Source organism: Bradyrhizobium sp. HKCCYLRH3059 (assembly GCF_051168035.1).
GTDB lineage: Bacteria > Pseudomonadota > Alphaproteobacteria > Rhizobiales > Xanthobacteraceae > Bradyrhizobium.
Genome location: NZ_JBNPUF010000003.1, coordinates 451,336 through 469,911, shown reverse-complemented (window position 1 = coordinate 469,911; position 18,576 = coordinate 451,336). Strand labels below are relative to the sequence as shown.

Genomic DNA, 18,576 nt, shown 5'->3' with positions numbered 1-18,576 from the left:
AGAGCGTCACTTGTTCAGAAAATTCAGCGCCAGGCCCGGTCGCGGCCAGTCCATCGCCACCAGCTCACCCCTGCCCGACAGCGTGATGTAGGCCGTCTTCAGCTCGGGACCACCGAAGGCGATGTTCGTCGTGACTCGGTCACCGGTCGGCACCTGCTCTACCAGCGTGCCGTCGGGCGCGATGACGCTGATGCAGCCGGTCACCAGCGTGGCGACGCAGACATTGCCGTTCGCCTCGACCGCGAGCGAATCGAACATCTGGTAGCCTCCGAGCCCCGCGATCGGGCGGCCGCGCTCGCCGCGATAGATCACCTCGCGCGGCTTCACGGTGCCGGGCTCGGCGAGATCGTAGGCCCAGAGACGTGCGGTCGGCGTCTCCGCGATGTAGACCGTCTTCTCGTCCGGCGATAGCCCGATGCCGTTGGCCGGCAGAATGCCGTGGACGGCCTCGATGATCTCGCTCATGCCGGGCTTGAGGTAATAGAACGCGCCGACGTCCATGTCGCGGGCGCGGCGCTTGCCGAGGTCCGAGAACCACAGGCCGCCGTGACGGTCGAACACCAGATCGTTCGGCCCGCGCAGCGCGTGCTCGCCGCAGCGGCTGACGACGGTCTCGATCTTGCCGCTCTGCAGATCGACGCGCTGGATCGAGCCGCCGAGATAGTCCTCGGGCTGTGGGCCCGGCATGATCATCTTGCCGGTCGGAATCCAGGAAAAGCCGCCATTGTTGCAGATGTAGATCTTGCCGTCGGGCCCGAGGGCTGCGCCGTTCGGCCCGCCCGGAATCTGCGCCACGATCTCCTTGCGGCCGTCGGGAAACACCCGCGTCAGGCGCTTGCCGCGGATCTCGACCAGCACCACCGAGCCGTCGGGCATCACCACGGGCCCTTCCGGAAATTCCAGATCTGTGGCGAGCACGCGCATGTCGGACATCGGACGACCTCCCGCTTTCGTCGCCGCGCTGCGGCGCATGGTTGTTAGGCGTGAGTTATCGCAAAGCCGGCACGGCTTGCCAAGCAAGCGGCTGAGCGCGAGACCGCAGAGCAGCCCTGCTGAGGGAGACGCTTGCAGCGTGTCGACGCAAGTTGGTACCGCGCGCGATGTTTAGCGGATCACCGGCAGCCAGATTTCCAGGCCGCCATTGCCGGTGAGCGGGTCGAAACGCCGATCATAGCGCTCGAAGTTCGGCGCATCGGCGACCTCATAGCCCGACTGGGGCAACCAGCGATTCCAGATCGTGTGTACAGTGCGGCGGATCGACGAGACGTGGCCGGCATGGGTGAACACGGCGAACGTCGCCGCCGGAACCCGCACGCGGCTGAAGGTCCGAAGCAGGTCGGAAAAATCGGCCACCTCGACGCCGGCGATATAGTCGAAATTGCCGGCATCGTCGCCGTTGCAGCACACGCCATAAGCCACCACGCCGCGGCGCGCCGGAACCTCGTCCACGATCTCGTTGAAGCGACGCCACAAGGCCGGGATGCCGGCGCCATTGTCGACGCTGACGCGGTCGCCGAGGCCGGCGACGAGCAGCGGCTGCGCGGTGACGAAGCGTGGGGCGGCGAGATCATCGAGCGGGGTCTGGTCCATCAGGATCGGCTCCTGCAGTGCGAGGCCATCGAGGCGCGCACGGGCGCGCACCGCTTCCGGCGTGACGCCGAACTGGTCGCGGAACGCGCGCGTGAACGCTTCGTGGGAGCCGTAGTCAGCCTCGAGCGCGAGACTGAGAATGTCGGGTGCGCCAGAGGCCAGAGCCCGTGCCGCCTCGCTGAGACGGCGCAGCCTGACATAGCGCATCACCGAGACGCCGGTCGCCGCCGCGAACGCGCGCACGATGTGGAAGCGCGACACGCCGGCGATGGCCGCGACCTCATCCAGCGTCAATGGCGCCGACAGATGGCTCTCGATGAACCAGAGCGCTTTCTGGGCCGGGTTGGTGGACACGCCTCTCTCCTATCGAAGCGCCCGATCCTGCGCGCGGAGATCCACATGCGCTTGATCGTTGTTGCGCTGCGGGCCGTGCTATTTGCCGGCCGGCTTCGCCGGCGCCGCGTCCTTGGCGGCCGGCGGCGCATCGGCCTTCTTCCTCAGCTCGTCCGCAAGTTTCGCCTGCGACGCCTTGAGTTCGTCGATCAGGCCCTGCTGCGAGATCAGCGCAGCCTTCAGCGCCTGGATCTGCCGATTCGCCGCATCGAGCTTCTGCTGCTGATCGAGCGATTGCTTGGTCATCGTCTTCTGCAGGAAATCGATATTGCTCTGCAGACATGATGTCCGTCGATCCATCGCCTTTTCTGCAGTGCAGATTTCGATGCCCGGAATATCCTGCGCATGTCCGGCAGAACTCACACCTGTCGCGAGCGCGCTCGCGGCAAAGATGATTCGCGCGGCAATGAATTTTCGCATCACAATTTTCTCATTGGCTTGCCCAACACATGATTTTGCGTGGAACTGACGGAGTTTCCTGATTGATACCATACTGAGACCTCAATCGCGCATTGAAGTTCCGGCTGGGACCCGTTTTTAGGGAGATGGACAGAATGGCTACGCGCGAAAAACGGCTGGCGCAATTCGACGGCAGCGGTGAGCCGCCGCCCGGACAGACGGTCGAGGTGCTGTGCGAGGATCACAGCGGCACCTATCAACTGCCGTTCCCCTGCTTCTACATTGATGGCAAATGGCACAACAAGGAATCCGGCGGCGCGCTCGAAGCCACCGTCATCGGCTGGCGGTTCCCGCGCGCGCGATTTGACGAGCGCAATGGACGCCGTCCGCAGCCGAGCTTCGTTGCCGATCGCGCTTCGTCTTATTGATCATGCCGGGCCCTGAGTTCTGCTCAGGGCCGGTCTTGCCGAAAATATGGTTTTGAACGCAGATTGAGCATCACGACCGGATAGGCCATCAGCAGCGAGCCGGCGACGATCGCGAGGGCAGCCGTTCCAACGTCGAGCACACCGTCACCCCACGCTCGCCGCCACATCGCAATTGCAATCGGAAAGAACAGAATCAGCGCCGTCGCCAGCCCCGGCGAGAATCTGCCTCCGCTGCGCAGGAACGGCAGGATGTGGAAGAAGACGGCGTTGATGATCATCAGCGCCGCGTAGGTGAGCGCAGCCGGCGGCCACGTCTCGGCAAGCTCTGCCTGCACCGCGCCGAGCACGACCACCAGCGCGTTCGTCACGTAGAAGTCGCTCCACTCGACCGGCAGCTTCATCACCGTCCGCGCCCAATTGCGCCAATCGAACGTGTATTCCTCGAGAATATGCGCGCCGTAGGCCGCGAGCGCGAGCCAAGCCAATGTGGTCAATGTCATGATCGATGCTCCCCTCGCGGGTGATGGACCGGCGCCAGACCGGTCGCAAGGGGCAATGTAGAGCACCAAGGCGCGAGACGGGCAGCGCGCGTGCCGTGTTTCAAAATGCGACGGCGCTTCCTTGCAGTCTTAATCCTTGGAACGCTGCTGGAACGAATCGCGTCCGAATCGGATGCCGCATCTGGTGCGCGATCTGTTCACGCTAGATGTCGGACACATCGGAGACGACCCACCACATCGTGAGAGGAAGCCTCCGGCCGCTTGCCGCAACCGGATGCCAAAGACTAACGGAGAGGCAGATCTGGCGCTCAGGTCCAGGGCGTGACCGGCGGCACGTTGTCGGTCGCCGGCGGCATCTCGACCGTCTTGAAGTCGGCCGGGCTGACGATCTCCATATATTCCATGTCAGGGGAATAATCGTAGAGGTAGTGCACGATGCCGGGACGCTGGTGCACGACGTCGCCGGCCTTCACCAGGGTCGGCTTGTCCTCGTACATGAAGCGGGCCCAGCCCTTCATCATGATGACGATCTGGAAATCGCAATCATGGCGATGCCAACCTGTGCCATCCACCGGCGGACAATCCGGATTGGCCTTGACGAGGTGGCAGATCACCTGGCCGCCGGTGGCGTCGGCGATGCCGAGATCGCGGTACAGGAAGAAGTCGCGCAACCCACCGCCCTTGTAGTCGGTGTCCTCGGGCTTCACGTGCGAGAACTTGGTCACCACTGCATGCTGGTTCATGACGGCCTCCACCGGTTGATCGCGACATCGGCGACCGTTGCGGCCCATCGATCGGCCACAGCGGCCACCACGTCCGAAAGCGGATTGTGCCATGCGAAAGCCACGCCACGCTCTGTCTGCAACGCAGAGATCGGTAGGCCAGGGCGGCATCGCGAGCCGAACTGATTGCCAACAACCGGGTTTTGGCCGACGCCACACGGCAATGGTGACGTGCTGACAGCTCGCGCCACGCGCCGAGAAGACGCAAATCCGGCTTCAAATTGAGCAGCCGCTGCCCGCGGCGTGAGCCGTTCTCGCTGGAGCCGCGGCTGCAAAGGGCCGCGGGCACGCGCCGCTGACGGCAGAACACCTAGTACTCGACCTCCAGCTCCTCGATCTCCTCGGGCTCGGCCTTGGCGGCCTCGATCCATTGCTGCATCTCCGGCATCGCCATGATCAGGTCGGCATAGGCCCTGAGCCGCGGCTCGAGCTTCACGTCATAAGTCACGAAGCGCGTCACCACCGGCGCATACATCGCATCCGCCATGCCACGCTGGCCGAACAGAAATGGGCCGCCGGATATGTCCAGGCAGTCGCGCCAGATCGCCCAGATGCGATCGATGTCGGCCTGCGCCCGCGTCCAGACCTTGAAGCCCGGAAAGTGGCCCTTGAGATTGACCGGCAGCGACGCCCGCAGGGTCGTGAAGCCAGAATGGATCTCGCCCGAAATCGAGCGGCAATGCGCGCGCTGGATGCGGTCGGCTGGCAGCAGGCCCGCCTCCGGAAAGGTCTCGTTGAGATACTCGCCGATCGCCAGCGTATCCCAGATCGTCGCACCATCGTGGCGCAGGCACGGCACCAGGATCGAGGACGACAGCAGCAGGATCTCGGCGCGAGCCGATGCGTCGTCCGGACCGACGATCACCTCGTCAAAATCCAGTCCGGCAAACCTGGCGAGCAGCCAGCCGCGCAGCGACCACGACGAGTAATTCTTGCTGCTGATGGTCAACGTCGCTTTGGCCATGTCGCCCTACCCTCTTGCCGCATTGTCGTTTGTCGTTCGCCCATCGTGCCGCTCGTGCGACCGGCATCATGCGCGGAGCCGGATACGTCGGAGATATCATCGAGCAAGCGACATGCCAGTTTTTCAGGCAAGACTCGGCCGTTCTGGCTCCGATATTGCATACAGCAATGCATGTAATGGATCGGACGCGATGGCGCTGCTGTACCAAGCCTATCAGAACCACATGGACCTGACCGAGCCGTGGCGCCAGAGCGCGGCAGCCGCCATGCGCTATCTCAACCTGATCCCATCAGGGCTATCCAGCCGCGCCATGCGGCGTCTGTCCGCCGCGCTCGAGCTGATCTCCCGCTCAGCCTTGACCTACGCCCGCCCGGCGTATGGCATCGATAGCGTAATGGTCGGCAACCGCGAACTCGCCGTCACCGAAGAGGTCTCGTTCAAGACGCCGTTCGGCTCGCTCCTGCACTTCAAGAAGGACGCTGCGCCGGAGCAGCCCAAGGTGCTGCTTGTCGCGCCAATGTCCGGCCATTTCGCCACCCTGCTGCGCGGCACCGTGAAGACACTACTGCAGGATCACGACGTCTATATCACAGACTGGCACAATCCGCGAGACATCCCGCGCGATCATGGCCGCTTCGGTCTGGAAGATTACACCGATCATCTCATCAGTTTTCTCAGCCAGCTCGGTCCGCGGCCGCACATGGTCGCGATCTGCCAACCGTCGGTGTCGGCACTCGCGGCCACCGCCGTGATGTGCGAGGACGACCATCCGTCGCGCCCCGCCACCTTGACCTTGATGGCCGGACCGATCGACACGCGGATCCAGCCGACCAAGGTCAACGAGTTCGCCAAGAGCAAGCCGATCGACTGGTTCGAGGACAACCTGATCCACTACGTGCCCTTTCAATGCAGGGGCGCCTTCCGAAAGGTCTATCCGGGCTTCGTGCAGCTCACGGCCTTCGTCTCGATGAATCTCGAGCGCCACGTCAAGCAGCACATGGATCTCGCCAACCATCTCGCCAAAGGCGAGGTCGAGAAGGCCGAAACGATCAAGACCTTCTACGACGAGTACTTCGCGGTGATGGATCTGCCGGCGGAGTTCTACATCGAGACGGTGCGCGACGTTTTCCAAGAGCATCTGCTGCCGCAAGGCAGACTGATGCATCGCGGCCGTCCCGTCGACCCGAAGGCAGTCCGGCGCATCGGCCTGATGACGGTCGAGGGCGAGCGTGACGACATCTGCTCGATCGGCCAGACGCTCTCGGCGCAGGACATCTGCACCAATGTGCGCGCCTATCGCCGCGTCCATCACATGCAGGCCGGCGTCGGCCATTACGGCGTGTTCAGCGGCAAGAAGTGGAATAACGAGATCTATCCGCTGCTGCGGGATTTCGTGCACGTCAATTCGTGAAGCGACCGCGCTGCACGCGTTGCAGCGTGGCCGACGGCGCCTCCCCGAACTTGTTGCGATAGGCCCCCGCCATCCGCCCGAGATGGGTGAAGCCAAGGTCGAAGGCGATGTCGATGATCCGCGCCTCCGGTGGAGCCGCCATCAATTGCGCATTGAGCCGCGCCAAGCGGATGTCGAGCAGCATGTCGGAGATCGACATCCCGAAATGGCGGCGAAAGCCGCCCTGCAGCGCCCGGATCCCCACGCCTGACGACGCCGCAAGTTGCGCCAGATCGAGCGGTTCGGCTGCGTGCGCTGCCAGAAGATCACGCGCCCGGCGGACGGCCTGCGGCAATGTCTCGACCCGGCCGGAATGCAGCCTGATCGCTTCCGCCAGGCCATTGCCGGGCTGCTCGAACAGAATGTCCAGCAGCGTCTCGCGCCAATTGGCTGCCGCAACCGGTGGCAGGCCGCGCCCACCGCCGAGACGCTCGGCGAGGTCCGCGAGCCCGAGCATGTGAGCCCGGAGCCGCGAGCCAGGACATCCCGACAACGCGATTGCGGGATCGAATTCGATCGGTTGCACCGCGCGCCCGGACAGCGCTGCTGCGCGCTGTTCCACGAGACGGCGGTCGAGCAACAGGATCAACTGAGCGCAAGCGTCCCAGACCATCCGCGTGGGCAATGTCGGCGACAGCAGTGATGCCGCATGGTCTGGCGCCGTCGCGACCTCGCCGGCCCCGGCAAAGACCCGCGCGGTCCCCGCCAGCGGGAGCTGCAGCAGAAAGAAGCGGTCGAGACAGCCCGGATCGATGGTTACCGCACCGCCATAGGCGACGTAGTTGATGGAAAAGCCATCGAATGCCGCGCAATTATGCAGAGCGAGGAAATCGCGCGCAGTATCCGCCTCCGGTTGCAGCCCATGCGGACAGAAGATGCGGCCTATTTGTTCAGCCGCCTCATCGACATCGTGCGTTGCAACACGGCCATAGGCTGTAAGCCGCGGCACAGCCGGAGACTTCCAACTACGATCAGCGGCTGCATCTGCAGTCATGGCCTACGTCGCCCGTCGAGATCGTTTGAAACCTATAATAATTAGCAACTGACGTCGAGGGATTCGTTTTCTGGATAGACTCGGCGTCGCCCCGGCTTGATCCTCCCACGCGTGCAGCAAGGAGATCCGCCATGATCACACTCGAAAAAGGCATCACGCGCGCAGGTACCGGCTATGCCGGCAAGACCTGGAATATCCTGGGTCAGCTCTATTATCCGAAAGCCGTCACCGACTCCACGTTCGCCTTCGAGACCAACAGCGAGCCCGGGCAGTTCGTGCCGGTTCACGTTCATCCCACCCAGGACGAGTTCATCCTGGTGCAGGAAGGCGTCCTCGACCTCAAGCTCGACGGCGTCTGGGTCAAGGCGAATGCCGGCGACCTCGTGCGCATGCCGCGCGGCATTCCGCATGGCTACTTCAACAAATCCGACAAGCCGGCGCGCGCGCTGTTCTGGGTCTCCCCGATGCAGAAGCTGGAAGCGCTGTTCAACATGCTCGACAATCTCGCCGATCCAGCCGAAGTGGTGCGGATCTCGGCGGAACACGAGGTCGACTTCCTGCCCCCGGAGGCCAACGACTAGGCGGCGGCGCGGGCCCCAGCGGGCGCCCCCGCCCTTTTGTTGCGGTACGAACGGCGCGCGATCATCGCTATCGGCTCCGTGCGCCTGCGGCATGAGCAGCGGCTGCGCTCGAACGAGATGCGATCGGCGAGATCCTTCTCGCCCTGATTTCGATGCTGCCCCATCCGTCGGCATCGCACGCCTCGGTCGCGCCGGGCGACCTTCGTCACCATCAAACTCTCGCGGGCTTCTGCAGCGCGGCGGGCGAATGCCGCCCGAACGCGGCTGCGCGCTCGACAACAAGGAGGTCCCATGATCAGCCGAAAGAATGTCTGTGTGATCGGCGCCGGCGTCTCCGGCCTGGCTGCAGCCAAAGCATTCACCGCCCGCGGGCACGACGTCACCATCGTCGAGCGGAGCGTCGATCTCGGCGGCGTCTGGGAGCCCGCGCGGTCCTATCCCGACGTGCAGACGCAGAGCCCCAAGGAGCTCTATCGCTACACCGACAAGGCGATGCCGGATCACTACCCCGAATGGCCGAAGGGACCGCAGGTCCATGCCTATCTTGCCGACTACGCGAAATCCCACGACCTCATCCGCCTGATGCGGTTGAACACGACCGTGCTTGCGATGCAGCGCCGCAGTGACGGCAAGCCTGGATGGAGCCTCGACCTCAAAACAGGAGACCGGACGCGCCGGGAGGATTTCGATTTCGTCGCCGTCTGCACCGGTCAGTTCAACGAGCCGCAGACGTTGTCGCTTGGCGGCGAAGATCAATTCGCGGCCGCCGGCGGCTTGATCCTGCATTCCTCGAAATACAACGATGCCGCGCTCACGAAGGGGCGCGACGTGGTGGTCCTCGGCGGCTCGAAATCGGCAACCGACATCGCGGTCAACGCCGTGCGCTCCGGCGCGCGCTCGGTCACGATCGTGCTTCGTGAAGCGGTGTGGCGCATTCCCTACTTCATCGGCGGTCTGATCAACTTCAAGCGCATCCTCTATATCCGCGCCCAGGAGCAGATGTTCCCAAGCTGGGGCATGGGCCCGCTCTCGCGCCTTGCCCATCTGCTGGCCAAGCCGCTCGTCTGGGCCAATTGGCGCGGCCTGGAAAGCCTGCTCAAGATGCAGTTGAAGCTCGCCAAATGCAACATGGTGCCGAAGGGCAGGATCGAGGACGGCGTGAACTGCTCAGTCCCGATCGCGACGCCCGACTTCTTCCCGATGGTCGCAGACGGCCGGATCAAGGCCGTCTACGGCACCTTCGGCCATTACGAGCCGAACACCATCGTGACCAGCGGCGGCGAACGAATTCCGGCCGACGTCGCGATCCTCGCCATCGGCTACAAGCTCGGGGTCCCGTTTCTGTCGGATGCCGACCGCGCCAGACTGGTCGATCCGGACGGGCAGTACCGGCTCTATCGGCTGATCGCCAATCCCGATCTTCCCGACATGGGATTCGTCGGCTTCAATTCGAGCTTCTGCACCGTGCTCTGTGCGGACATGGCCGCCAACTGGCTGGTGCGGTATGCCGACAAACAGCTGGCGCATCAACCGAGCGAGCGCGAGATGCGCGACAACATCGAGATGATGCTGCATTTCAAGCGGATCGAGCGCCCTGCCGCGGGCGTGTATGGCGGACTTTGCGTCGCGCCCTATCACTTCAAGCATTTCGATGAACTGCTTGCCGACATCGGCGCTCAGCGCCGACGGCGCAATCCATTGGCCGAGATGTTCATGCCCCCCGATGCGGACGCGTATAACGACTTTCTCGCATCCGCGCCGGCCTATCAGGCCGGCTGAGGTGGCGGCGAACAGTCTCGCCGCGCTGCAGACACAGTGACGCCGCAAGCGCGACGCATTGCAGAGGGATGGCCGGCCCTGTGGAGCGCTGGCCTTCCCGACACAGTCGGGCTATCCAAGGCGCCCCGGCCTCCAGCCGTTCGCCTCGGAGCCTGCCATGATCCTCTCGACCCATCTCCGCACCATCGGTCTCGCCGCTTCGGCCGCGTTCCTCCTGACCACCGCGGCCCAAGCCGCAGAAGTCCACGTCATGATCTCCGGCGGCATGACCGCTGCGTTCAAATCCCTGGTGCCGGAATTCGAGCGGCGCTCGGGTCACAAGGTCACGATTGCCTACGGCCCGTCGATGGGAACAACCACGAATGCGATTCCCGTTCGCCTCGAGCGCGGCGAACCGGCCGATGTCCTCATCATGGTGGGCTACGCGCTCAGCGATCTCACCACCAAGGGCAAGGTGACGCCGGATAGCCGCGCGGACCTCGCCAACTCGCCGATCGGCGTCGCGGTCAAGTCGGGGACGCCGCATCCCGATATTTCGAACGCGGAAGCCGTGAGACGCATGCTGATCGCCGCCAAGACCATCGCCTATTCGGACAGCGCGAGCGGCGTCTACGTCTCCACCGAGATGTTCGACAAGCTTGGCATCAAGGACGAGATGAAAGGCAAGGCGCGGATGATTCCGGCCACTCCCGTCGGCGAGATCGTCGCCCAGGGCGAAGCGGAGATCGGCTTTCAGCAGATCAGCGAGCTCAAGCCGGTGAAGGGCATCGACATCGTCGGGCCGCTGCCGGCCGGACTGCAGAAGATCACCGTGTTCTCCGCCGGCATCGCTACGGCCGCCAAGGAGCCGGAGGCCGGCGAGGCGCTCATCAAGTTCCTGCAATCACCGGACGCGCGTCACGTCATCGCGGAAAGCGGCCTCGATCCGATTGTGAGGCGGGCGCCGAACTGACGATGAAGCGTGTCGGCTGAGACGATGGCTCTCCCCCGCCGGTGGCGTGGGAGAGTCGGCCACGCAGCGTCGGGTGCGCTTACTGGGTGAGCAAAGTCGACTCGCTCAGATTGTTGGCGCCGTAGGCCTTCTTGAGCAGACCGTTCGCCTTGGAATCCGTCATGAACTTGGTGACGAAGGCCAGCGACTGCGGATGCTTCAGCGGCACCGCGACCGCGGTGTCCGTCTTCTTGAAGGTCTCGGCGAGCACCTTGGTGCCGGAAATCTGCTTGGCGATGAGATTCAATTGATCGCGCGCCAGCGCGAGCGCGTCGATCTCGCCGGCGCTGAGCAGCGCATAGACTTCCTCGTAGGATTTGAAGCCGGTGACGGTCGCCTTCTTCAGGAAAGCCTTGGCACCGCGCAGCACGGTCGTGTCGTTGATGGCCGCAACCTCGGTGCCGGCCTGGTCCAGCGCGGCGATGTTGGCGACGTCGAGACCGGCGCGGATGATGAAGGTGGTCTCGACCGAATCGTAGACCGGACCGAACGAGACCTTGGTTTCGCGCTCCGCGTCCTTCGGCATGAAGGCCACATCCCAGACGCCCCGAGCAGCTTCATCGGTGATCGCATTGGAATTCGGATGCTCGACGAACTCGACGGGCACACCGACCTGCGCGGCCATGGCCTTGCCGAGTTCGACCGGAACGCCTGAATAGCCGCTGTCCGACTTGACGCACCAGAACGCACCGCCGGCGGGGCCAACGGCAATGGCGACACGAAGCTTGCCGGTCGGCGCGATTTCTTCCTTCAAGCCGGCTGCGCCGGCGGCGTTGCCGGCAAACGTGACTACCGCAGCTGCCAGGGCTGCGTCACGCAGCCAGCGCCAAAACGCCATGGCCCTCTCCCATTGGATTGCAGGTTGGATACGAGCCGCACCTTGCCGGGAGCACCGTTAAATACAACTTACCTCGCTTGCGCAAAGCAGCATGCGACGCGCAAAACTTGCGCGTCGCAATTACGGTTTCAAATAACTCGATACCGAAAACCGATTAAGCGTCGCTTAAACGCAGCGCCGAACCGCGACGCCATTGACGATGACCGTGCGGCACGCCGCAGCCGCCACCGGCGGCTTGCGAACCACCACGGCGCCCGCCGCACCGGCGCAGCCGGCCCGCACGACGCCCCGAGCGCAGACCACGGCGTTGGCATCCGACATCGACACGAACGGCATCGCCGCCAGGATGAACAATCCGCACAGCGTGGAAATAATGGCACGTGAGACAATGGCGCTCATCTTCAAACTCCTGATCATGATCTCATTGGTCAAATATCCACCCCGTCGCGACCTTGCCTGGGACTTCCCCGCCCGACAATTGTGACAATTTGGGTGGATCGCGCTCGTATGCATCTCGGATGGTAACCATGGACGGCAGCCGCTCCGCATCAGCGATTGGCCGCGAACTGCGCGAGCATGCCCTTGCAGCCAGGCGTCAGCGCGCCGGCATTGGCCGCGAGGCACTGCGCGATTCGACCGCCACCCGGCTCGATGCCGCTGCACAACGCCCGCGCGTCGGCGCCGCAGGCGGCCCTCACGATGCGCAACTCCTCGAGCGGCCGCAGCGGTCGCAGCACCAGCGCCGGCGCCGTCGGTGCAGCGGTGGTTGCCACCGCCGGCGCGGCGACAGCCGCAGTCGCCGGCGCGGCGCCGCCGCGCGAAGACGCCATCGCCTGGGCGCAGGGAGCGGACAGCTTGGCCTTGTTCTGCTCCAGGCATTGCAGCGCCGCGGCGCCGCCCGGCGGCACGCTGCTGCAGACCTTGCGGTAATCGGAGCCGCAGGCACTCCGGATCGCGGCCACCTGCGCCTCGCTCGGTTGGGCTGCGGGCGCTGACGCCGCTGCAGCCGGCTTGGCCGCCGGGGACTGCGTAGGCACGGCCGCAACGGCCGCGGCCGGCTGCGCCGCTGCCTTCGGAGGCTCGGGAGGCTTGCTCGCCTCGGCGACGGCCGGCTTGGCCGGGGCGGACGGCGCCGAAGCCGGCTTGGCTTCCGCGGCAGGCTTGGTTTCCGCCGGCGGCTTGGCCTCCGCCGCGGGCCTGGTCTCTGCCGCGGGCTTGACCTCTGCCGCAGGCTTGGCCTCTGCCGCGGGCTTGGCCTCCGCGGCAGGCTCGAGCGCCTTGACCGCCGTCTGACAAGATGAGGACAGGCTCGCGATGTTCTTCTGCAGGCATTGGAACGCCGCCGTGCCGCCGGGCGGCACGCTCGCGCATTTCGCCATGTAGTCGGACCGGCACGCCGACTTGATCGCGTTGCGCTGCGCATCGCTCTGCGCCAGCGCCTGCGTGGCTGCAAGGCCGGCCGCCGCGGCCATCCCGAGCACCAGCATTCTCCTGAAGCGATTGATCATCGGTCGATCCTCAATGGTGTCGTGCTTCAATGACTTGTCGCCAGCGCAGCCGCCCGCATGGTGGCCAATCGGGTCTCATCAGTATGCGCACGCGCATATCGGCCCAGGCTGCGCCGGCGGCGGATGCCTGGCAATTGGGAAAATTTGGGTGGATCGCATTCTCACTCCGCCGGCGCCGGCCGCAGCGCCGGCTGCGCCGCCGGAAGCTCCGGCGGCAGGATCAGCGCGGCGATGACCGCAACCAGGCAGAGCGCGGCGAAGGCCTGCAGCATGGTGACGAAGCCGCCGCGCTCATACAGCCAGGCGACGAGGCCGACGGAGGCGCCGGCCGCGGTGAAGCCGATGAAATAGCGCACCGCATAGGCGCGCGAACGCCATTCCTCGGCCGTGTACTTGCCGACCATGGCGTCGTTGACGGTGACCTGCCCGAACGCACCCATGACGATGCCGATCGAGGCCACGATCAGCGCCCAGTCGCGCGCGTCGGCGGCGAGATACAGCAGCGGCGCCAGCACCAGCGACAGCGGCAGCGCGATCGTCTTCAGCGCGTGGCGATCGAGCAGCCGCCCGATCGTGTACTGCGTCATCGCGCCGAACACGTAGACACCGGCCGCGATCACGCCGAGCAGTGCCGGGCTCTGCGTCAGCCCCGCCAGCCGTTCCGCGAACAGTTTTGGCAGCGCCACGGTGATCGCGTTGAACGTCGTCGAGATCGCGATCACCACCAGCAGCAGCGCCAGCACCACGCGCCACATCTGGTCGCGCGCGACGCGGGCCTGCGCCGCCGCCTGCTTCGATCCCCGGCGGTCCTCATGCGCAACCGCCAGCGCGAATACCACGCCGATCGCCACCGTGATCACCCCGGGTACGACGAAGGCGAAGCGCCAGCCGAGATATTGCCCGACCACGCCGGTCACCAGCGCAGACGAGGCGACGCCGAGATTTCCGAACACGCCGTTCAGCCCCATGTCGCGGCCGAGCCGGTCGGCATAGGACACCAGCATCGCGGTTCCCACCGGATGATAGATCGAGGCGAACAGTCCGATCGAAAGCAGCGCCGCGCCGAGCTGCCACGGCGTCCGCACCAAGCCGACCGAGATCATCGACAAGCCGATGCCGAGATAGAAGATCAGCATCATGTGCCGCCGGCTCCAGCGGTCGCCGAGCCAGCCGGTCAGGAGCGACCCGGCGCCGAAGGCGATGAAGCCCGGCGTCGCATAGGGCAAGAGGTCCGCATAGGCCATGCCGAGCGCCGGGCCCATGATGATGACCGCGGCTGCGAAGATCAGCATCGCATAATGGTCGATGAAATGGGCCGCGTTGACGAAGCCGATGACGCGGCGGGCGCTGTTCATGGGAGCTGTCCTCGATTCCTGACGGATCGGTTATAGTCGACGCGACCAACGAGAAGCCGCCAATGACCATCGTGGACACGCCATTGAAGCCGCTCGGCGCCGACCGGGTGACGACCGAGCCCGGCGTCCATCTGATCGCGCGCCTCTATCAAAAAGGTGCGCGGCTCGATCCGCACATGCACCGTGAATCCCAGTTGATCTACGCCTCGCGCGGCACGATGCAGGTGACGACGCCGCGGGGACGCTGGCTGGTGCCACCGGACCGCGCGGTCTGGGTGCCGGCGCGCCATGGCCACGCCATCGACATGCTGGCCGACAGCCAGATGCGGACGCTGTATTTCGAGCTGGACTGGCTGAAGCGGGAGACGCGGGGCGCGCGGCTCGACCGCGAGTTCGTGGTGCAGGTCTCGCCGCTGCTGCACCAGGCGATCCTGGCGCTGTTCGCGGCGGACGGCGGGCCCGAGCGCACGGCGCTGCTGGTGCGGCTCGCTCTGCTCGAATTGCGCCGCGCCGAGGATTCCTCGACCTTCATCCCCTTGCCGCAGGATCCGCGCGCGAGACGTGCCGCCCAGCTCGTCCTCGCCTCTCCCGCGAGCGAGGAGGACCTGGCGACCCTGGCGGGCAAGGTCGGCAGCTCGGCCCGCACTTTGTCGCGGCTGTTCGCGGCGGAGACGCGGCTGAGCTTCAAGGCGTGGTGCCAGCGCGCCCGGATCGCCGCCGCGATCGAGCGGCTGTCCACCGACCGTCACCTCTCCGTCAAGCAGCTCGCCGCCGATCTCGGCTATGCCAGCGTGCCGGCGTTTTCGCATGCCTTCAGGCAGGTCACCGGCCGCACTCCGACCGAATTCGCGGAGCAGACAGGTGCATGACTCGCCGGCCGCATATGCACGCCGCGACGGCGGCGTTGACGATTTGTTATGTTTGAATGTCGCCAGCTTTGCCATAAATCCATGTAACATCGCCCTCATCACGCTCCGGGATTCGACCGACATCAGATGGCCAATGCCTTTTTCACCGACCTGATCACCACAATTTCCGAGCGAGGCCGGACGCTGCTGCGCGGCGGCGGCGCCCCTGTCGACAAACATGATGCGAAAAGCCTGGCCGAGCTGTGCGAGGCGCTGGTGTCCGGCGCCGGCGAGGCCTCGGGCACGGCGATGGCCCGCGACGTTCTCGACGGCTATCACGATCTCGACCCCGAGGGCCGCAAGGCGTTCTTCACCGCGCTGGTGCATGATTTCGGGCCGGACAAGGCCAGGCTCGCCAAGGCGATCGACGACTGGCGCGCGACGCCTTCGGACGAAGGCGCGAGCGCGCTGCATTTCGCCTCCGAGCCGCGCCGGCAGGAGCTGATCCGCCGGCTCAACCGCGCGCCGGGCGGCACGCCCGAGCTGGTGGCGATGCGCACCGATCTCCTGGATCTCATCAAGGGCAATCCGGAACTCGCCGCGCTCGATCGCGACGTCGTGCATCTCTTGAGCTCATGGTTCAACAGGGGGTTTCTCGTGCTGCGTAAGATCGACTGGTCGACGCCGGCGAACATTCTGGAACAGATCATCCGCTACGAGGCAGTGCACGAGATCCACGACTGGGACGATCTGCGCCGCCGCATCGATCCGGTCGATCGCCGCTGCTACGCCTTCTTCCATCCGGCGATGCCCGATGCGCCCTTGATCTTCGTCGAGATCGCGCTGACCGAGACCATCCCCGGCGCCATCGCGCCGCTGCTCGCGGTCGATCGTCCGCCGGTGCCGGCCGACCGCGCCCGCACCGCCGTATTCTATTCGATCTCCAACACCCAGCGCGGCCTCGGCGGCATCTCGTTCGGCAACTTCCTGATCAAGCAGGTGGTCGAGGAGCTGCGGCGCGAGCTGCCGAAGCTGGACACCTTCGTCACGCTGTCGCCGGTGCCCGGCTTCATGCACTGGCTGAAGTCGACGACCGATGCGACCGAAGAGGATCGCAACGTGCTCAAGCTGCTGAACGAGCCGCGCTGGGTCGAGGATGCCGAGATGACCGCCGAGCTGCGCCCGGTGATCGAGCCGCTCGCCGCGCACTACTTCCTGAAGGCGCGGACGTCGAAGGGCAAGGTGATCGATCCCGTCGCCCGCTTCCACCTCGGCAACGGCGCGAGACTCGAGCGCATCAACTGGCTCGGCGACCTCTCGTCCAAGGGCCAGCGCGAATCCGCGACCGTGATGGTGAACTACCTGTATCGGCTCGAGGACATCGAGAAGAACCACGAAGCCTATGCCAATGACGGCGAGGTCGTGGCCTCGAGCGCGGTCAAGAAGCTGCTGCGCGCCGAGGGCCGGCGGCTGCTGGATATGCGGCTGTCGTCGTAGGACTTGCGGCAGACTGCAGCACTGTCTCACATCCACCTCGCGCCATTGCTGGGCACGCCGCCCACTCGGTCGTTGCGAGGAGCGAAGCGACGAAGCAATCCAGAGTCTTTCGCGTCGCCCTGGATTGCTTCGCTTCGCTCGCAATGACGCCGGTGAGAGACTGTGCTTACGCCACAGCCACCATCGTCATCCCGGCGAACGCCGGGATCCATAACCACAGGTCGTCGTTTGAGGCAGGCCAGTCGTTAGACCTCGCCAAGCCACATCCGCCGCGGCGTATGGGTCCCGGCGTTCGCCGGGACGACGATGAGGTTGGACCGGTTTCACATTTCAAACAGCTTGGGGACGCGCGATCATAGCCTCGCGGCGCATGGCGCCCGAGTTGCTGCGAAGCATGTCCCTCCGACAAATACAGAGGGCGCAGGGAAGACCGGGTGCTGGCCGCAACCCATGGCCCCCGTGCGTGAGAAAGTGCACGGGGCAGGAACCACAGGTACGACCGGTGCATTCCGGCCTTCCCTGCGCGATGGTTTGAACGGTGTCCTTCGTGCTCTCCCTGGGGATCGGCGTTCTTGCCCCCATTTTGCGACAACGCGCCTTTGGCGCGTTGCGCAGACCTCAGCGTCGAGAGGCCAGGACCACACGACTTCTCCGTCCGTAGCGACGCCGGTCGTCCACCGTCGCCGCTGCGGCCACCGCATCCCTATCCCGACGTTCGTGACGACGCGTACGCCCCTCTGCGAAAAGGACAGGACATGCGCATCATTGCTGATTTTCGGAATTTGTCAAGGTGAAAGATTCGGGCACCGCTCGCGGTGCCCGCCGGGACCTCGGCCCCCTCGCCCTCACGACGCCTTGCGTTTCGCTTCCACATGGCGCGCGAAGCTGTCGAGAATGGCCTGCCAGCCGCCCTGCTGCAGCTCGACGGAATGGGTCGTTTCGGCATCGAAGGCGACACGAACGACAACGCCATTCGGGCCGGGCTCGAAGTGGACCTCGGCCTTCCGGTCGCCGAAGGCATATTCGATCAGCTTGTGCTCGACGATCTTCGTGTAGGTGCCGGCGAAGTCGAAGCCCATGCTGCCGTCCTTGGCCTCCATCCGCGACGAGAACGCGCCGCCCTCTCTCAGGTCGACCGTGGCCTTGGTCGTATGCCAATCGTCGGAGGCCGCGTTCCATCTCACGATGTCGGCCGGCGTCGTATAGGCACGCCAGACCTGATCGATCGGGGCTGCGACGTTGGTTTCGACGGTGATCCTCATGAACATTGCTCCTAGTTCGTGTTGAACGATCACTGCACTTGTGCAGGAGTGATGCTCGAAGGACGATGGGGACCGGCCGGTCCCGACAGACGGTAGGACAAATCTTGCCTCTTGGGATACCGCAGGATTTTCGATGGGAAAAGCGATACGAGTGTCATTCGTTGCCGCCGCAGCGCTGACAGGCGGCGCTTTTGGAGCGGTCGGTCTCGGCTACGCGGCCTTGGCAGTCGGCTTCTTTGCTCTCAGTTTCGCGCCTGGGGGCATTCACAGCGACTGGAGCATGCTCGCGCTGTTGGGTGTCGTGGTTGGTGTCGGTCTCGGCGGCCTCCTTGGAATTTGGGCGGGCGTCCAACTCGCCAAGGTCCTGCTCCGGACTAAGCAGGAGCCCCAACGCCTGAACGACACCTGACGGTGCTT

General features: G+C 65.0%; 20 protein-coding genes. 8 read left to right on the top strand and 12 right to left on the bottom strand.

Going from position 1 to position 18,576, the window contains the following annotated elements:
* Positions 1-6 precede the first annotated feature (6 nt).
* From ACQR13_RS12940 to ACQR13_RS12930, 3 genes are all read right to left on the bottom strand, one after another.
* On the bottom strand, positions 7-933 hold the full coding sequence (locus ACQR13_RS12940) for an SMP-30/gluconolactonase/LRE family protein (RefSeq protein WP_315828293.1): 927 nt from the start codon (positions 931-933) through the stop codon (positions 7-9).
* Between the two features lie 171 nt (positions 934-1,104).
* Positions 1,105-1,944 carry an AraC family transcriptional regulator gene (locus ACQR13_RS12935; RefSeq protein ID WP_315828294.1) on the bottom strand — a complete coding sequence of 280 codons (840 nt, stop codon included), beginning with the start codon at positions 1,942-1,944 and terminating at the stop codon, positions 1,105-1,107.
* Between the two features lie 78 nt (positions 1,945-2,022).
* On the bottom strand, positions 2,023-2,403 hold the full coding sequence (locus ACQR13_RS12930) for a hypothetical protein (RefSeq protein WP_434862907.1): 381 nt from the start codon (positions 2,401-2,403) through the stop codon (positions 2,023-2,025).
* Positions 2,404-2,537: 134 nt separating this feature from the next.
* On the opposite strand from ACQR13_RS12930, the gene ACQR13_RS12925 reads away from it, so the two are divergent.
* Positions 2,538-2,810: a hypothetical protein gene (locus tag ACQR13_RS12925; protein WP_315718054.1), complete on the top strand. Its 273-nt coding sequence runs from the start codon at positions 2,538-2,540 to the stop codon at positions 2,808-2,810.
* A gap of 23 nt (positions 2,811-2,833) precedes the next feature.
* Here the strand turns inward: ACQR13_RS12925 and ACQR13_RS12920 are convergent, their stop codons facing one another.
* The 3 genes from ACQR13_RS12920 to ACQR13_RS12910 form a co-directional block, all read right to left on the bottom strand.
* Positions 2,834-3,310 carry an HXXEE domain-containing protein gene (locus ACQR13_RS12920; protein ID WP_315718053.1) on the bottom strand — a complete coding sequence of 159 codons (477 nt, stop codon included), beginning with the start codon at positions 3,308-3,310 and terminating at the stop codon, positions 2,834-2,836.
* Positions 3,311-3,618: 308 nt separating this feature from the next.
* Positions 3,619-4,053 (bottom strand): cupin domain-containing protein, encoded by a 435-nt coding sequence (locus tag ACQR13_RS12915; RefSeq protein WP_315718052.1) that lies wholly within the window; start codon positions 4,051-4,053, stop codon positions 3,619-3,621.
* Between the two features lie 349 nt (positions 4,054-4,402).
* Positions 4,403-5,056 (bottom strand): glutathione S-transferase family protein, encoded by a 654-nt coding sequence (locus tag ACQR13_RS12910; RefSeq protein ID WP_315718051.1) that lies wholly within the window; start codon positions 5,054-5,056, stop codon positions 4,403-4,405.
* A gap of 190 nt (positions 5,057-5,246) precedes the next feature.
* Here ACQR13_RS12910 and ACQR13_RS12905 point away from each other — a divergent pair, with 190 nt between their 5' ends.
* Positions 5,247-6,467 (top strand): polyhydroxyalkanoate depolymerase, encoded by a 1,221-nt coding sequence (locus tag ACQR13_RS12905; protein ID WP_315828296.1) that lies wholly within the window; start codon positions 5,247-5,249, stop codon positions 6,465-6,467.
* On the opposite strand, the gene ACQR13_RS12900 is transcribed toward ACQR13_RS12905, so the two are convergent.
* Positions 6,457-7,500, bottom strand: a complete 1,044-nt coding sequence (locus tag ACQR13_RS12900) for an AraC family transcriptional regulator (protein ID WP_315718049.1) — start codon at positions 7,498-7,500, stop codon at positions 6,457-6,459. The two genes, ACQR13_RS12905 and ACQR13_RS12900, sit on opposite strands and share 11 nt — an antisense overlap.
* A 131-nt stretch (positions 7,501-7,631) precedes the next feature.
* Between ACQR13_RS12900 and ACQR13_RS12895 the strand changes: the two genes are divergently transcribed.
* From ACQR13_RS12895 to ACQR13_RS12885, 3 genes are all read left to right on the top strand, one after another.
* Positions 7,632-8,081, top strand: coding sequence for a cupin domain-containing protein (locus ACQR13_RS12895; protein WP_315718048.1), 450 nt, complete (start codon positions 7,632-7,634; stop codon positions 8,079-8,081).
* A gap of 291 nt (positions 8,082-8,372) precedes the next feature.
* Entirely contained in the window at positions 8,373-9,860 is a 1,488-nt protein-coding gene (locus ACQR13_RS12890; protein ID WP_316169160.1) for a flavin-containing monooxygenase, read from the top strand.
* 157 nt (positions 9,861-10,017) lie between these two features.
* On the top strand, positions 10,018-10,812 hold the full coding sequence (locus ACQR13_RS12885; protein ID WP_315718045.1) for a substrate-binding domain-containing protein: 795 nt from the start codon (positions 10,018-10,020) through the stop codon (positions 10,810-10,812).
* A gap of 79 nt (positions 10,813-10,891) precedes the next feature.
* Here ACQR13_RS12885 and ACQR13_RS12880 read toward each other — a convergent pair whose 3' ends face one another.
* From ACQR13_RS12880 to ACQR13_RS12865, 4 genes are all read right to left on the bottom strand, one after another.
* Positions 10,892-11,689, bottom strand: coding sequence for a transporter substrate-binding domain-containing protein (locus ACQR13_RS12880; protein WP_315718044.1), 798 nt, complete (start codon positions 11,687-11,689; stop codon positions 10,892-10,894).
* Between the two features lie 165 nt (positions 11,690-11,854).
* Positions 11,855-12,088: a hypothetical protein gene (locus ACQR13_RS12875; RefSeq protein WP_315718042.1), complete on the bottom strand. Its 234-nt coding sequence runs from the start codon at positions 12,086-12,088 to the stop codon at positions 11,855-11,857.
* A gap of 149 nt (positions 12,089-12,237) precedes the next feature.
* Positions 12,238-13,197, bottom strand: a complete 960-nt coding sequence (locus ACQR13_RS12870; RefSeq protein ID WP_316194320.1) for a cysteine rich repeat-containing protein — start codon at positions 13,195-13,197, stop codon at positions 12,238-12,240.
* A gap of 161 nt (positions 13,198-13,358) precedes the next feature.
* Positions 13,359-14,552, bottom strand: coding sequence for an MFS transporter (locus ACQR13_RS12865; RefSeq protein ID WP_315750223.1), 1,194 nt, complete (start codon positions 14,550-14,552; stop codon positions 13,359-13,361).
* 62 nt (positions 14,553-14,614) lie between these two features.
* Here ACQR13_RS12865 and ACQR13_RS12860 point away from each other — a divergent pair, with 62 nt between their 5' ends.
* Both ACQR13_RS12860 and ACQR13_RS12855 read left to right on the top strand, forming a co-directional pair.
* Complete coding sequence (locus ACQR13_RS12860; RefSeq protein WP_315750222.1) at positions 14,615-15,421, top strand: AraC family transcriptional regulator; 807 nt, start codon at positions 14,615-14,617, stop codon at positions 15,419-15,421.
* Between the two features lie 126 nt (positions 15,422-15,547).
* Positions 15,548-16,897 carry a malonyl-CoA decarboxylase gene (locus ACQR13_RS12855; RefSeq protein WP_315718038.1) on the top strand — a complete coding sequence of 450 codons (1,350 nt, stop codon included), beginning with the start codon at positions 15,548-15,550 and terminating at the stop codon, positions 16,895-16,897.
* 845 nt (positions 16,898-17,742) lie between these two features.
* On the opposite strand, the gene ACQR13_RS12850 is transcribed toward ACQR13_RS12855, so the two are convergent.
* On the bottom strand, positions 17,743-18,159 hold the full coding sequence (locus ACQR13_RS12850; protein WP_434862887.1) for an SRPBCC family protein: 417 nt from the start codon (positions 18,157-18,159) through the stop codon (positions 17,743-17,745).
* 133 nt (positions 18,160-18,292) lie between these two features.
* On the opposite strand from ACQR13_RS12850, the gene ACQR13_RS12845 reads away from it, so the two are divergent.
* Positions 18,293-18,568, top strand: coding sequence for a hypothetical protein (locus tag ACQR13_RS12845; RefSeq protein WP_434862886.1), 276 nt, complete (start codon positions 18,293-18,295; stop codon positions 18,566-18,568).
* Positions 18,569-18,576: the final 8 nt, after the last annotated feature.

Coding starts and splice junctions, on each gene's coding strand:
- ACQR13_RS12940 (WP_315828293.1), bottom strand. CDS start 933: ATGTCCGACATGCGCGTGCTCGCCACAGATCTGGAATTTCCGGAAGGG.
- ACQR13_RS12930 (WP_434862907.1), bottom strand. CDS start 2,403: ATGCGAAAATTCATTGCCGCGCGAATCATCTTTGCCGCGAGCGCGCTC.
- ACQR13_RS12925 (WP_315718054.1), top strand. CDS start 2,538: ATGGCTACGCGCGAAAAACGGCTGGCGCAATTCGACGGCAGCGGTGAG.
- ACQR13_RS12920 (WP_315718053.1), bottom strand. CDS start 3,310: ATGACATTGACCACATTGGCTTGGCTCGCGCTCGCGGCCTACGGCGCG.
- ACQR13_RS12915 (WP_315718052.1), bottom strand. CDS start 4,053: ATGAACCAGCATGCAGTGGTGACCAAGTTCTCGCACGTGAAGCCCGAG.
- ACQR13_RS12910 (WP_315718051.1), bottom strand. CDS start 5,056: ATGGCCAAAGCGACGTTGACCATCAGCAGCAAGAATTACTCGTCGTGG.
- ACQR13_RS12905 (WP_315828296.1), top strand. CDS start 5,247: ATGGCGCTGCTGTACCAAGCCTATCAGAACCACATGGACCTGACCGAG.
- ACQR13_RS12900 (WP_315718049.1), bottom strand. CDS start 7,500: ATGACTGCAGATGCAGCCGCTGATCGTAGTTGGAAGTCTCCGGCTGTG.
- ACQR13_RS12895 (WP_315718048.1), top strand. CDS start 7,632: ATGATCACACTCGAAAAAGGCATCACGCGCGCAGGTACCGGCTATGCC.
- ACQR13_RS12890 (WP_316169160.1), top strand. CDS start 8,373: ATGATCAGCCGAAAGAATGTCTGTGTGATCGGCGCCGGCGTCTCCGGC.
- ACQR13_RS12885 (WP_315718045.1), top strand. CDS start 10,018: ATGATCCTCTCGACCCATCTCCGCACCATCGGTCTCGCCGCTTCGGCC.
- ACQR13_RS12880 (WP_315718044.1), bottom strand. CDS start 11,689: ATGGCGTTTTGGCGCTGGCTGCGTGACGCAGCCCTGGCAGCTGCGGTA.
- ACQR13_RS12875 (WP_315718042.1), bottom strand. CDS start 12,088: ATGAGCGCCATTGTCTCACGTGCCATTATTTCCACGCTGTGCGGATTG.
- ACQR13_RS12870 (WP_316194320.1), bottom strand. CDS start 13,197: ATGATCAATCGCTTCAGGAGAATGCTGGTGCTCGGGATGGCCGCGGCG.
- ACQR13_RS12865 (WP_315750223.1), bottom strand. CDS start 14,552: ATGAACAGCGCCCGCCGCGTCATCGGCTTCGTCAACGCGGCCCATTTC.
- ACQR13_RS12860 (WP_315750222.1), top strand. CDS start 14,615: ATGACCATCGTGGACACGCCATTGAAGCCGCTCGGCGCCGACCGGGTG.
- ACQR13_RS12855 (WP_315718038.1), top strand. CDS start 15,548: ATGGCCAATGCCTTTTTCACCGACCTGATCACCACAATTTCCGAGCGA.
- ACQR13_RS12850 (WP_434862887.1), bottom strand. CDS start 18,159: ATGAGGATCACCGTCGAAACCAACGTCGCAGCCCCGATCGATCAGGTC.
- ACQR13_RS12845 (WP_434862886.1), top strand. CDS start 18,293: ATGGGAAAAGCGATACGAGTGTCATTCGTTGCCGCCGCAGCGCTGACA.